Below are 12,765 nucleotides of genomic sequence, written 5' to 3'. Positions count from 1 at the left end.
CGTTCGTCATGCTAAACCTGTTGCAGCCGTCCTTTAAGAACGCGGACCTACGCCGGAGCCCCTGAGCCTTCGGCTACCCAAGGCCAACAAGTGCTGGATGGTGATCATGTGCCATTCGTCAGCCACCAAGCCATTGTCATATTAGCGTCTTTCTGCTTTATCCAAAATGTCATGACAATCACCTCAAGTCGTCACGACTTTGCTGCACTGCACCATCCATTCCAGTGTCGCATATAAAAAGGCTGATTCCTTCCATGACAAAATATTCCGCCAACACCCTCTCCCGCCCCTCGCTGATCGCCCTCGCTTCCGCGCTGTTCGTCGCCAGCACGGCCCCGGCCTTCGCCCAGACCAGCACCGATGATATCGCCGATGAAGGCGACGGAGACGTCATCATCGTCACCGCCCAGAAATTCGAGCAGAAATCGACCGACGTGCCGATCACCATTTCCGCCGTTTCCAGCGCGCAAATGGACCGGCTCGGCGTGTCCGATCTCGACGAACTGTCCAACTATGTCCCCGGCCTGAACATTCAGGAGCAGAGCGCCAACAATCCCGGCATCGTCATTCGCGGCATCACCTCGGACAGCGGTTCCTCGCAGCAGGCGGCGCGCGTCACGCTCTATTATAACGGCATCGATATTTCGCGCTCGCGCGGTTCTTACCAGGCGATCTACGACGTTGACCGGATCGAGGTTATCAAGGGGCCGCAGGCGACTTTGTTCGGCACCGCCTCGGCCGTCGGCGCGATCAGCATCCTCTCGGCCCGGCCGGAACCCGGATTTTCCGGCGAACTGACCGCCGGTGTCGGCAATTATGATTCACGCATCGTCGGTGGCCACCTGAACGTCGGCAATGACCTGATCGCTGCGCGCGTTGCTGGTGAATGGAAGAAACGCGACGGCTATATCGTAAATCTGTCGGACCGGCAGGGCGATCTCTATGCACAGGATCAGCTCGGGCTGCGCGGTTCGCTGCGCTTTACCCCCAGCGACGCACTGACCATCGACCTGATCGGCACCTATGACCAGCAGCGCAACAGCGGCACGCCCTTCATCTCGGGCAATTTCCCGACCTCGGCCGGCCCGGCCAACCGGTTCGGACCAGCCAATCTGTCTGGCGCGCCGGCCGGAATTTCGGCAACGGTCCTGGGCAGCGACGATCTCGGCCTGCGCCGCGAGGTCTATGACGGCAATCTGACCGCCAGCTATGATTTCGATGACGGCTGGAACTTCACCACCGTCAACGGCTACCGCAAGTTCGACAGCCAGGAAGTGTTCGACGCCGACGGCTCGGCCGCCTGGTATCTCGAGTTTACCGAGGATTCGCAGGGCTGGCAGGTCAGCCATGAATCGCGCTTCGCTTATCAGGACGACAATGTTCGGGCCTCGTTTGGCTGGAACTATTTCCACGAGGACAATTTCCAGCGGGTGCCCTTTTCCAGTGAAGAAGGAACCTTTCTGGCCTGCTCATCGGCCGCGGTCCGGGCGCAGCTCGGCATCCCGTGCATCGCAGCCGACGGAACGGTCGCTGCAGCTCAGGCAACCGCTTTGCTTACCCAAGGGCTGGCCACCGTGCTGCCCTACAGCTCCGAATTCACCAACCTCGGCATCAACGACAGCTATTCGGTGTTCGGCGACGTCCGATGGACGGTGACACCCAGTCTCGAACTGACCGCCGGCGTTCGCGGGCTGATCGAGAAGCGCAAGTCGGGCTATAATTCGGTTGCACAAGCGAGCGTCCTGACCGGCGGATCGCTCATCCCCGGCCAGACCACGACCAATGGCACCTTGTGGTCGGAAGACAGCTTCACCGCGGTCCTACCGCGCCTCAACGCGCTCTATCGCCTGTCCGACGACGTCAACCTCTATGCCACCGTCTCGAAGGGCCGCCGCTCGCCGACCGTCAATCAGACGGCGACCGCGACCAGCGTCATCCCGGAAGAAATTGTATGGAATTACGAAGGCGGCATCAAGGGCTCGTCCGGCATCATCTCGGGTTCGCTCGGCGTCTATTATCAGAAATACAGCGACTTCCAGGTCTCGCGCGTCATTTCCGATCCCAATGATCCTTCGGGCCAGCCGGTCGGATCATCCGTAACCGAAAGCGCCGGCTCGGCTAGCAATCTGGGCGTCGAGGCTGAGCTTCAGGTGCGACCGACCGAGTGGCTGACCATGTTCGGTAATGTCGGCTGGATTGATGGCGGTATCGACGACAAGCCTGAAAACGGCATTTATGCTGGAAACCGGTTCCGCCTGCAGCCCGAGTGGCAAGCAGCTGCCGGGTTCACGATCGATGCCCCGCTGGGCAACGGCATGCGCCTGTTCATGACCCCAAGCGTGACTTACCGCAGCCTAATCTTCTTCGAAACAACCAACCGTCCGGAGATCGCGCAGGGTCCGGTGACGCTGGTCAACGCAAAGGCCGGCGTCGGCTTTGGCGAAGATCGGTTCGAGCTGGCGGTTTTTGCCCGCAATCTGACCAACAAGGATTATCTGCTCGATGCCGGCAATACCGGCGGGGCTTTCGGCTACCCCACATTCATCCCGGCTGAACCGCGTTTCTATGGCATTCAGGCCAGCGCGAAATTCTAGAAGGTCTCGTATAGCGACAGCCGCTGTGTCGGCCGCTGCGGGACAACAATAAAGAAAATTCCCGGTGAAGGTTGCCGCCTTCACCGGGAAATTGGTTGTGCCCACTCGGCAGAGTATAGGCAGAAGCACGGCCGGCGCCCGTTATTTTCATGCCACGATACAGGCTATGTTATAGCGGATAAAAATCTTCCAAACTGCCCCGCGAGCGACGCCTTGCACATCTGTTGCAAACATTTGTTAACCCTATTTTTACGCCCCCCACCTAGTCTCAGCGATATATTTCAACCCGCTATCGCAGGATGCCCCATCAATATGGATTTAGCGCCGCTATTGGAAAAAAACTGGCAGACATCCTGGCAAACTCCATGGCGGTCACCAAAAATTCCAAAAGAGATTCAATCCTCGGTTGAGGAAATGCAACTGCACCGGGCGCTGACCCATGTGCCGATGATTTACCTGGTGGCCATTTGCAATCTGGTGGCGGTGATGGTCTTGTCAGCCCACGAAGGGGTTTCACCCATTTACTATGCATGGATGGGAATTTTTGCCATTGGATGCATGGTACGGATGATCATGTGGATGCGCCTTCCCAAACATCCGGATTCTGGCGTTAACCCCCAAAAAATTCTGAGAAATCTCTCCATAATTTCGGTTGCTATCATCACATTTCTGAGCATCTGGTCGGTATATGCAATCGTAACCGACCTGTTTGCCAATCAGATGTTCATTCCGATGTCGCTGGTTTTCGGATCGACCTGTATCGCCCATTGCCTGGCCTGCATAAAAAAAGCAGCGGTTACCGTATTATTTGTCGGTGTGATGCCTTCGGCCGCGGCGATGATTATCGTCGGGGACTTTGATGACATGATCATGGGATGGAGCATGATCACCATAGCGCTGCTGATGATCCGCTTCATCATCGATAGCTACAATCAGATCATTTCCGGTTTGCTCATGCGACACACCATATGGAAACAGGCCCACAGCGACCCCTTGACCGGGCTGGCCAATCGTCGCGCAATGATGAACCATCTTCAAATCGCCGAAAGGTCCTTCGCCAGTGACGGCAGCGGTTTTGCCGTTGCCTTGATCGACCTCAATCAGTTTAAACAGGTGAATGACAACCTCGGTCATGATGTGGGCGATCATTTGCTGATCGAAGTCGCCAACCGGCTAAACCAAAGCTGTACCGCCAACGAGATCGTCGGCCGTCTGGGCGGGGATGAATTTCTGATCTTCATGCCTGATGTGACTTTACATGACCAAGCCTTGGCTAGGGCGACTGACTATCTTTCCGGCTTTGCCATGCCGACAAAAATCAGCGGCCACGTGTTAACGCCGTCGGCCAGCGTCGGCGTTGCGGTGCAGGCGCTCGACGGCAATGGTACCGAGCAATTGCTCAAAGCCGCTGACAGCGCGCTTTATAAAATGAAGCGAAAAGGCAAACGAGCGACTGGAAATGCCGGCACGGTCTTGCGCAATATTGCGTGAATTAGCGAAGGCAAATCGAGGGCGAGACCGTTCAAGCCTGTCTGGCTGGATCGCGAAAGCTGCAACCAATATTGTCGTTCCAGCTTCCACCCAATGAACGTTGCCCCTGCAGGCCGGGCGTACCTGTCTGAAAACACGTACTGTGCTAAATGGTTTATACCCTTATGGTCTGGTCGAAGAACATCGGGAACCGGAATTTATGAAAGCCATCCTTCTCCTTATCGTCGCAATTGCCTTTGCCATTGCACCTTTTCTTTCGCCGGAATTTGGCGGAATAGATCCGGACAGATATCCAATACCCCAGCTAAATCCACCGGTTCAACCGGTTGGCTGGGCCTTCAGCATCTGGGGTCCGATTTACCTGTGGCTGGTCGCCCATGCCGCATGGGGCGCGTTCAAATTCAGGCAGGACGCGGAATGGGACAGAGGTCGCATTGCGCTGGCACTATCTCTGGCGGTCGGAACGATATGGCTCCCTGTCGCGCTGGTGTCGCCGATCTGGGCCACCATCCTGATATGGATCATGTTGATCGCTGCGTTGATTGCACTTTACAAAATTGAAAAGGCCACGCCCGCCTGGATCGCCCGCTGGCCTGTCGCCCTCTACGCTGGCTGGCTCTCTGCCGCCTCGTTCGTATCCATCGGCCTGCTGCTTGCCGGATATGGCTTTGTCGGGGAATTTACAGCTGCGGTGATTGCACTGTTATTGGCGACCCTTTTCGCAGGCTTCAACGCCCAGTGGCTTAAATCATGGCCTTATGCCATTGCTGTGTCCTGGGGATTTGCCGGGATCGCGGTAGCCAATATGGGTTCGGCGATAATATTGACGATCGCAGCCGTGGTTGCGGCGACCATTGTGCTGGGGCTTACGGCACTGATGAAAAAGTCGCTCGAATAGGAGGAGTAATTGAGGGATCACTCGTCACCCTGAATTCATTTCAGAATCTCTAGAGACATGGATCAAATGCCCGAGGTCCTGTGCCGCAGGTCACCGAAAGCTAAACAAGTTGAGGATGGCGGCGAGCAGGTTACCGCCGCATCTTCCCCACCGGCAACCATAGCAACAGCAAGCCGATCACCGCCGGTCTCGTCTGCACCAGCGCAATATCCGGCGATACGCGCCAGGCGCCGAAAATTCCAGCTACAGCCACAAACAGCAGGAAACCACTTGCCACCTTACGCTGCCATTCAGCATCACGGACGAACAGCGACCAGATCAAGCCAGCCGCGAGACAGAGATTATAGACGCCTTGATTAGCAGCCATTGCTGCAGTCGGTTCGAACAGGCTGGCCGGAAGGTCCGGAAATGTTGCCGGCCCCTGCGCCTGCCAGGCAAATATCCCGAACCACGCAATATAGAGACGCAGGATAGCAATCAGCGCGATCATGATCTTGGCAAATATCGACACGCAGTAACTCCCCGAGGCTTGTCGGTCTTATAAGCGGCGAATCTGCAATCTCAACACGGCCTGCTTGTCAGGGGCAAGCTAGCCGCTACTGCAAATCGCTTTCCTACATCGTCCGGCTTTGATAAATTCAATATGGGTTCTTTGACGTTTTGAGCCGCCCACCGTTTAGTAGGCTCAGGTCCCACAGTAGTTGCCGTAAGTCGCAGTTTTTTTAGTTTTCTTAACATTGTAAAGTTTGTAAAGTTCAATTCACCCCAGCGGCAATATTTTTACCGTGGCGGGTCCAGTTCCAACCCCGCTTGAAGTCGAGACAAATCTCGTCCTCGGATTCATGTCTAACAAACTCTGGACTAGCCGCGCTCGCCGAGCACTTCATTTTCGACTCTGATCCGGTGACGCAGCAGCACCGCGTTGAGAACCCAGAAGACCAAAGCCACCCATGGCAGACCGAGCATCAGCGGGACAATCGCAATTTCGAGCACGACGACCAGATAATTGGGATGGCTGACATATTTATACGGCCCGCGCCTGACCCGGTCGAAATGTGGTGCGGAGATGATTCGGGTCGTCCACCAACGACCGATGCTGGCCAGCGTCCACACGCGCAAAATCTGCGTCGCCACGAATAGCGCCAGCATCGCTGGATGGATGTTATGCTGCGGATCAGCCAGCAATGCGATGATCGCGATCCAGGCGCTGTGGAGAAAGATGAAATAATGATAATGGTCCGCGCCATGTTCCTGCCCACCTTCGCCAAGCAGCCGCCGTGTGTTGCGATTGGCGTGAACCAGTTCGCCCAGCCGCTGGACCACGATATAGACCATCACCCAGGTTACCAATGTCGGGCTGGTCGTGAAAATAGCGCCAAGCGGCTCGGTCATGCTGCACCTTGTGGATCAAGGATACCGACCGCTGCCGTAAAACCGGGCCCGAGTGCGGTGAGCAAGATCGGCTTGTCCGGCTTCTCTGCCAGCAGACGCTCGAGCACGAACAGCACCGTCGGCGAGGACATGTTGCCATGCTGACGCAGCACTTCGCGAGTTGCCGGGATACCGGCAATCGCCGGCGCAAAATATGCTTCCAGGGCTTCCACCACCCTGCCCCCGCCGGGATGGCAGGCGGGTTCGGCAAGATCGGATATCTCCACCCCCTGAGCCTCCAGAAACGCATCGCAAAAGGGTACGAAATCATTGGTTACGAAAGTCGGAATATCCCGCGCCAGCACGAGATCGAAACCGGTAGCGCCAATGTCCCAGCCCATCATATCTCGGGTGTCCGGCCAGGTTTTCTGGTCAAAGGCGCGAAAACCTGGCGCTCCGGCCTGCCCTTCCTTGGCGCTGAGCACCGCCGCGGCACAGCCATCGGCGAACAAGGCGGTGGCAATCATGTTCTTCTTGTCGAACTGACTATAGTCATAAGACAGGCTGCACAATTCCAGCGAGATCATAAGGACATTCTGGCCCTCTCCCGCCGCCGCCAGATCATTGGCCAGCCGGAGTCCGAGAACACTGCCCGCGCAGCCGTAGCCGAACACCGGTATCGTCTGTGTCGAAGGGGCGAACCCCATTGCCTCGATCATCCGACTGGGAATAGAAGGCGTCATCGTGCCGGTGGTCGAGATCAATATAATGGCATCTATGTCGGATGGCAGAAGCGCCGCCTTGCCCAGTGCGTCCCCGGCCGCCTTGTGCGCCAGCTTGGTGCCGACTTGATCATAAATCGCCGCCCGACCAGTCCAGCTGCGCGGCTCCAGATAATAATCCGCCTCGCAGGCAAGATAGCGTTGCTCGATCCCGCTATTGCCGAGGATTTGCTCCAGCCTGGCCGGAAGCGCCGCTCCCCTCGCCTTCGCCAGCACGGCAAGCACTTCTGCCTGACTGATCCGGTGATCGGGAACAGCGGTGGCGATAGATTTCAATACAGACATGGGGGACTTTCGGTAATCATCGAGCACCTGTTACAACAGATGCAGCATGGAAACACTGAAATCCGTTGCATTGCACTATCGCAACTATGGCTTATACCAGACAAGCACGGGGACCGGGAAGCCGACATGCGGAAATAACAGCTAGATTCCAGTCACTTCTACACCGGATTACACTTTATTGTGCACTGCACCATTTTTCTTGACTTCGGCGTTCGCATGCACTATTTGTGCACTGCAACATAGAAGTGAGACAACCGATGGCTGATACGAAGAACGAAACATCCACTGCTCCGGCAGAAAAAGTAACCGGCTCGCTCTCTGCAGATGCGGCTTATGCTGCAGCTGCGTCTGCTACCAGTATTTCCGACAAAGCGGCTTCAGATACCGCACCGGTCCAGAAAGCCGCAGCTGACGACGCTTCGGCACCCACCGACACCAACAAGCCGGTGGCTCCCGCTGCTAAACCGGCAACAGCGGCAAAGCCTGCTGTCAAAAAAACCGCAGCATCCAAGCCGGCGGCAAAGAAGCCTGCAGCGAAGCGTAAAGTCGCTGCAAAGCCAGCTGCCAAAACCACATTGAACAAAATGACCAAAGGAACCAAGAAAATGGCTACCACCAAAACCACCGCAACCAAACGCGTTGTCAAGAACACCAAAGCTGCCAATACCAAGGCTGCTAACACCGCCAAGAAAACTGCTGACAAGTTGGGTTCGCGCTTTGAAAAGCTGACCGCCGACGCTCAGGCTCGCGCCAAGGCAGCTGCTGACCGTGCCGTTGCACTGTCTAAGAACGCAGTTGAATTCAACCGCGAAAATGTTGAAACCCTGCTCGAAAGCGGCAAGATCGCTGCCAAGGGCGCTCAGGAAATCGGCAAGACCAACGTCGAATATACGCGCGAGAATTTTGTTGAAGCCAGCCGCGCTCTGCAGGGCCTGTTCAGCGTCGCGACGCCGAAGGACATGTTCGCAAAGCAGGCTGACTATGTACGCAGCGGTCTGGACCGGGTAATGGACCAGACTTCGAACAATGCCGATGCTGTCGTGAAGCTCGCTGGCAAGGCCTATCAGCCGATTGCCGATCGCGTCAGCGAAATCCGCAAGGAGTTGAAAGCAGCTGCCTAAGTCGCTCTTTCTTCCGATCAAAAAAGGGCCGTTCCGTTGGAGCGGCCCTTTTTATTTGTGCTGGATTGACACGGGTCACCGCAAAAGCTTTCGAAACTATCAATCCGCCACTTGCCCTCGAGGGTAAAAATACCATATCTTGAAGCTAATGATGAACCAGCAGATTCTTTCCCCCTTCCATAAATTCAATCGGCAAATCCTTGTCGGCAACCGTCCCGTCATGAGCGACGATGCGGACAAGGGCTCCGATGACGACGATGACGAGACAAATCTCGGCATCGCAACCAAGACCCGCGCCAAGACCCAGAAGCCCAGCCCCTATAAAGTGCTTATTCTCAATGACGATTATACGCCGATGGAATTTGTTGTCCTTGTGCTGAAACGGTTTTTCAATATGGACATCGATGAAGCCACGCGCGTCATGTTGCATGTTCACCAGAAAGGCGTCGGCGTCTGCGGCACGTTCAGCTATGAAGTTGCTGAAACAAAGGTCACTCAGGTGATGGATTTCGCACGCAAGAACGAACATCCACTACAATGCACGCTTGAAAAGGCCTGACACTCACCAAGGAAAATATCATGTCCGAAACGCCCGTTATCACCGTTGATATAGTTTCGGATGTCGTGTGTCCCTGGTGTATCATTGGATACAAGAAGCTTGAGAAAGCCATGGCCCAGTTTGAAGGCAAGGCGCGCTTTGAACTGGCATGGCATGCCTTTGAACTGAACCCGTCCATGCCGCCGGAAGGCCAGGACATCGCCGAACATATGGCGCAGAAATATGGCGCTACTCTCGAGCAAAGCAAGGCCAACAGGGAGCGGCTGCGCAACGCCGGAAATGAACTGGATTTTGAATTCAGCCATGGCGACAAGATGCGGATGGTGAACACTTTTGATGCGCACCGCCTGCTTCACTGGGCTGGAGAGACCGGCAAGCAAACCGCGCTGAAAATGGCTTTGTTCAAAGCGCATTTCACCGACGGCAAGGATGTCAGCGATCATGATATCTTGGTGTCTGTCGCTTCATCGGTCGGTCTGGACGAAAAGCGCGCCCGCGATCTGCTCATTACCAATCTGTTTGCGGAAGAAGTAAGGGCGACGGAAGCGGAATGGCAGGACCGGTTCATTACCGGCGTGCCAGCGTTCATCTTCAACAAGAAGTTCATGGTACCCGGCGCCCAGGAAGCCGCTGTTTTTGCCAATATTATCGAGAACAAGCTGCTCAAAGAAGCCGCTTAGGCAGATTATTTCTTTGGCGGCATCGGAAAGAAAGTGGAAGTCCGTTCAATATACTCGACATAGGCCGGCCGGTTCTGTTTCAGACTTTTCTCCAGCAAGGGTGCGCCGCTCCACTTCATCAACGTGAAACTCAGAAACAACGGGCCGATTGCGGCTAACCAGACGGGCCATCCCATCGGCGCCGCGACCAGCCAGATTCCCCACCAGGCACAGAAATCTCCAAAATAATTGGGATGGCGGGTATATTTCCACAGCCCGCTATCCAGCACTTTTCCCTTGCTGGCCGGATTGGCCTTGAAGGTCTTGAGCTGCATATCGCCAATGGTTTCAAAACCAATGCCGATAAGGGCGATCACAGCGCCGACAATTGAAACAGCAGACAGACCGTCAGGACCCGCCAGCAATATACCGAGCTGTGCCGGCAGACAGACAATAAACAGCAGCGGAATTTGTAACACCCAGGCCTTGAGCAGAGCCGCCTTGGCGAAGCTCATGCCCTGCTTCTCCATTGCGCGACCCATTATTTTTTTATAGCGAGGGTCCACCCCTTCCTTGCGCCAGCGCAGGAACAGATGGGTGCCCAGCCTGATACCCCAAAGCGCCGTCAGCGCCCAGATCGTATAAGCCAGAGATCCTGGGTTTTCAGTCTGCAGGAATGATGCGCTGGCCATGATCGCCATGCCATAGGCCCAGAATGCATCGATGAAGGACACGTCGCGGATCCGGACGGAAATCAACCACAGGACAAACATGATCGCGACCAACAACCCCAGGTTCAGCCCCAAGGCTGCAATCAAGTTCAACTCGCCTCTCCTTCTTCATGATTTCCACTGGTAGCCCCCGGCTCCGTCGAGACAATGTCGCGCATCGCCTTCTCGGGATATTTGGGTGTCACGCTATAATAAAAGTCACTGAGTTTTTGCATGTCAGCCTTGTAATTCCCCGTAGGCATGAAGGATGGCCCCAATCCCCCCGTACGTTTCGAATAGTCCATCAGGCCGATTATCAATGGCACCTTTGCCTTGAGCGCGATGTAGTAAAAACCTGTCCGCCATTCTTTCACGCTACCGCGCGTACCCTCGGGCGGAATTGTCAGCAGGAAATCATCGCGCCGGTCAAATTCTCTAACCATCGCGTCGACCATATTCTGCGATTTTGACCTGTTAACGGGAATACCGCCCAGGCGCCGCATCATGTCTCCCCAGGGTGGCTTGAATAACGTATCTTTTCCGATCCAGTAGGATTTGATCTTCAGCTTGTTGATCAGCCCGAAAAAATAGAGAAAGTCCCAGTTGCTGGTATGAGGAGCAGCTATGATGACGGCTTTTCGAGGTGGCGGATTTTCCTGAACGGCGGACCAGCCGTTTATCGTAAATATGAAGACAGAAAATCGACGAACAATTTCCGATAACCAGTTCGGTTTAATCTCGTCGTGCACGCATCCTCCCTCTCGCGGGATTGAGTGCCGCGTTTCTCATAAGACCATAAGTCTATTTTCCGGCTGCGCAACGAAAGATGTCCGTTGGTGCAATCGTTGCATTCGCCCAATGGGGTGATTGCGTGCATCAGATTTTCGGGTTCGCCAACAAACCAATCCTGATTTGGCGCATCGGCTGGTTGGAATTCTATCCCTTGGCAGCAAGCACCGGAATTCTCTTGCGAGACAGGACTGTTCGCCCAGGCCTTCAGAAACTCATCAATTTTGACCGCTACAATCCGTCTGGCATAATGCGGCTTCTTCATCTTCAAGTTCGATCTGAATGGTGATATGATGAATCGAAAACAGCCTGTTCATTTCCTTTTGAATCTCGGCCAGAAAACCTTTGCCCGGATGCCCCTCAGGTAAAACCAGATGAGCTGTCATGGCCGTCTCGCTCGTGCTCATTGGCCAAATGTGCAGATCATGCACTGCATGGACCCCGGGCAAGGATGCAAGATATGCCATTACCTCTTCGACATCGATATTGCGGGGCACACCCGCCAGCGACATGCGCACGGCTTCGGATAATAATCCCCATGTGCTCCAGAAGATCAACGCGACAATCAGCAAGCTGATCAGCGGATCAATCCAGTTAAATCCACTGAAATAGATCGCGATACCACCAGCCACGACGCCTGCCGAGACACCTGCATCAGCCATCATATGCAGAAAGGCACCGCGAATGTTGATATCTTCTTTCTGCCCGCGCACGAAAAGCATCGCGGTTCCAAAATTGATGACGATGCCGAGCGAGGCGACAATGATGACGGTGGTCGACGCAATCGGGCTGGGGGCGCTAAAACGTTCGATCGCCTCCCAGGCAATGGCGCCGCAAGCGACCAGCAGAAATAGTCCGTTGAGCAATGCAGCCAGAATCGATGAACCCCCGAGCCCGTAAGTAAATCGCTTGCTGGGTGGCCGTTTTGCCAGCTCTGCACCAGCCCAGGCAACGGCTAGTCCGAGAACATCGGACAGATTATGGCCAGCGTCCGCCAATAATGCCATCGATCCGGCCAGCAGGCCGAATGTAACCTCGACGAGGATATATATGATGTTGAGTGTAATTCCGAGCGCAAAGGCTCGACTGAAATTTGTCGGCATATGACCATGCACGCTATGACGGTCGTGATGGCTGTGGGCGACATGCCCGTGGCTGTGATGATGACCTGCGGACATCTGCGCTCCGACTATTGCAATGCGAATGTTCAAATATTCGATTACACAGATTAGTCAGAGCGGTCTATGATTTTTATACAATATTTTCCGTATGTTATATCATAATATGATGGCGAGACACTGGGTTTAATCGACAATCAAACCAATCGCCAAATAGATGATAATCGCCGAACCAAAACCAAATACCGTTGCGAGAACGAATATGATGCGCAGCAGATTGGCGTCCATCCCACTCCAGTTGGCCAGCCCAGAGCAGACGCCCATAAGCTTGCCATTGGCTTTGTCGAGTTTCAGTTTATTTTTCATGGGCTGTTTGCTTCCTTTGTTC

The 12,765-nt window shown here is 54.9% G+C and carries 13 protein-coding genes; 6 read left to right on the top strand and 7 right to left on the bottom strand.

Features of this window, described 5'->3' with window-relative positions:
* The first annotated feature begins 254 nt into the window (after positions 1-254).
* The 3 genes from AZE99_RS04140 to AZE99_RS04130 all read left to right on the top strand — a co-directional run bounded on the left by AZE99_RS04140 (position 255) and on the right by AZE99_RS04130 (position 4,983).
* A complete protein-coding gene (locus tag AZE99_RS04140) occupies positions 255-2,594 on the top strand; it encodes a TonB-dependent receptor (protein WP_156472106.1) in 2,340 nt (779 codons plus the stop codon).
* 312 nt (positions 2,595-2,906) lie between these two features.
* Positions 2,907-4,085 (top strand): GGDEF domain-containing protein, encoded by a 1,179-nt coding sequence (locus AZE99_RS04135; protein WP_067198303.1) that lies wholly within the window; start codon positions 2,907-2,909, stop codon positions 4,083-4,085.
* A gap of 199 nt (positions 4,086-4,284) precedes the next feature.
* A complete protein-coding gene (locus tag AZE99_RS04130) occupies positions 4,285-4,983 on the top strand; it encodes a tryptophan-rich sensory protein (RefSeq protein WP_067203267.1) in 699 nt (232 codons plus the stop codon).
* Positions 4,984-5,113: 130 nt separating this feature from the next.
* On the opposite strand, the gene AZE99_RS04125 is transcribed toward AZE99_RS04130, so the two are convergent.
* The 3 genes from AZE99_RS04125 to AZE99_RS04115 all read right to left on the bottom strand — a co-directional run bounded on the left by AZE99_RS04125 (position 5,114) and on the right by AZE99_RS04115 (position 7,421).
* Entirely contained in the window at positions 5,114-5,494 is a 381-nt protein-coding gene (locus tag AZE99_RS04125) for a DUF1304 domain-containing protein (RefSeq protein ID WP_067198301.1), read from the bottom strand.
* Between the two features lie 350 nt (positions 5,495-5,844).
* The gene (locus AZE99_RS04120) at positions 5,845-6,375 is read right to left on the bottom strand and encodes an isoprenylcysteine carboxyl methyltransferase family protein (protein ID WP_067198299.1); all 531 of its coding nucleotides are present in this window, start codon (positions 6,373-6,375) and stop codon (positions 5,845-5,847) included.
* A complete protein-coding gene (locus AZE99_RS04115; protein WP_067198297.1) occupies positions 6,372-7,421 on the bottom strand; it encodes a type III polyketide synthase in 1,050 nt (349 codons plus the stop codon). The genes AZE99_RS04120 and AZE99_RS04115 overlap by 4 nt, the downstream gene beginning before the upstream one ends.
* A 257-nt stretch (positions 7,422-7,678) precedes the next feature.
* Between AZE99_RS04115 and AZE99_RS04110 the strand changes: the two genes are divergently transcribed.
* The 3 genes from AZE99_RS04110 to AZE99_RS04100 all read left to right on the top strand — a co-directional run bounded on the left by AZE99_RS04110 (position 7,679) and on the right by AZE99_RS04100 (position 9,781).
* Entirely contained in the window at positions 7,679-8,542 is an 864-nt protein-coding gene (locus AZE99_RS04110; protein ID WP_067198295.1) for a phasin family protein, read from the top strand.
* A 220-nt stretch (positions 8,543-8,762) separates the two neighbouring features.
* Positions 8,763-9,101: an ATP-dependent Clp protease adapter ClpS gene (gene clpS, locus AZE99_RS04105; RefSeq protein WP_067203265.1), complete on the top strand. Its 339-nt coding sequence runs from the start codon at positions 8,763-8,765 to the stop codon at positions 9,099-9,101.
* 20 nt (positions 9,102-9,121) lie between these two features.
* Positions 9,122-9,781 carry a DsbA family oxidoreductase gene (locus AZE99_RS04100; RefSeq protein ID WP_067198294.1) on the top strand — a complete coding sequence of 220 codons (660 nt, stop codon included), beginning with the start codon at positions 9,122-9,124 and terminating at the stop codon, positions 9,779-9,781.
* Between the two features lie 5 nt (positions 9,782-9,786).
* On the opposite strand, the gene AZE99_RS04095 is transcribed toward AZE99_RS04100, so the two are convergent.
* The 4 genes from AZE99_RS04095 to AZE99_RS04080 form a co-directional block, all read right to left on the bottom strand.
* Positions 9,787-10,584 carry a DUF1295 domain-containing protein gene (locus tag AZE99_RS04095; RefSeq protein ID WP_335339229.1) on the bottom strand — a complete coding sequence of 266 codons (798 nt, stop codon included), beginning with the start codon at positions 10,582-10,584 and terminating at the stop codon, positions 9,787-9,789.
* Entirely contained in the window at positions 10,581-11,219 is a 639-nt protein-coding gene (locus tag AZE99_RS04090; protein ID WP_156472105.1) for a lysophospholipid acyltransferase family protein, read from the bottom strand. Before AZE99_RS04090 ends, AZE99_RS04095 begins: the two co-directional genes overlap by 4 nt.
* A 258-nt stretch (positions 11,220-11,477) precedes the next feature.
* Positions 11,478-12,437 (bottom strand): cation diffusion facilitator family transporter, encoded by a 960-nt coding sequence (locus tag AZE99_RS04085; protein WP_067198292.1) that lies wholly within the window; start codon positions 12,435-12,437, stop codon positions 11,478-11,480.
* A 126-nt stretch (positions 12,438-12,563) separates the two neighbouring features.
* Positions 12,564-12,743 (bottom strand): PspC domain-containing protein, encoded by a 180-nt coding sequence (locus tag AZE99_RS04080; protein WP_067203260.1) that lies wholly within the window; start codon positions 12,741-12,743, stop codon positions 12,564-12,566.
* Between the last annotated feature and the right edge of the window lie 22 nt (positions 12,744-12,765).

The organism is Sphingorhabdus sp. M41 (assembly GCF_001586275.1).
Classification (GTDB): Bacteria; Pseudomonadota; Alphaproteobacteria; order Sphingomonadales; family Sphingomonadaceae; genus Parasphingorhabdus.
Note: the sequence above shows the minus strand (reverse complement) of the source record. Positions and strands in the feature narration are given on the sequence as shown.

Bases quoted from the DNA above. Each gene is read 5' to 3' on its own strand.
- AZE99_RS04085 (WP_067198292.1), bottom strand. From the start codon at position 12,437: ATGTCCGCAGGTCATCATCACAGCCACGGGCATGTCGCCCACAGCCAT.
- AZE99_RS04110 (WP_067198295.1), top strand. From the start codon at position 7,679: ATGGCTGATACGAAGAACGAAACATCCACTGCTCCGGCAGAAAAAGTA.
- AZE99_RS04120 (WP_067198299.1), bottom strand. From the start codon at position 6,375: ATGACCGAGCCGCTTGGCGCTATTTTCACGACCAGCCCGACATTGGTA.
- AZE99_RS04130 (WP_067203267.1), top strand. From the start codon at position 4,285: ATGAAAGCCATCCTTCTCCTTATCGTCGCAATTGCCTTTGCCATTGCA.
- AZE99_RS04080 (WP_067203260.1), bottom strand. From the start codon at position 12,743: ATGAAAAATAAACTGAAACTCGACAAAGCCAATGGCAAGCTTATGGGC.
- AZE99_RS04135 (WP_067198303.1), top strand. From the start codon at position 2,907: ATGGATTTAGCGCCGCTATTGGAAAAAAACTGGCAGACATCCTGGCAA.
- AZE99_RS04100 (WP_067198294.1), top strand. From the start codon at position 9,122: ATGTCCGAAACGCCCGTTATCACCGTTGATATAGTTTCGGATGTCGTG.
- clpS (WP_067203265.1), top strand. From the start codon at position 8,763: ATGAGCGACGATGCGGACAAGGGCTCCGATGACGACGATGACGAGACA.
- AZE99_RS04115 (WP_067198297.1), bottom strand. From the start codon at position 7,421: ATGTCTGTATTGAAATCTATCGCCACCGCTGTTCCCGATCACCGGATC.
- AZE99_RS04140 (WP_156472106.1), top strand. From the start codon at position 255: ATGACAAAATATTCCGCCAACACCCTCTCCCGCCCCTCGCTGATCGCC.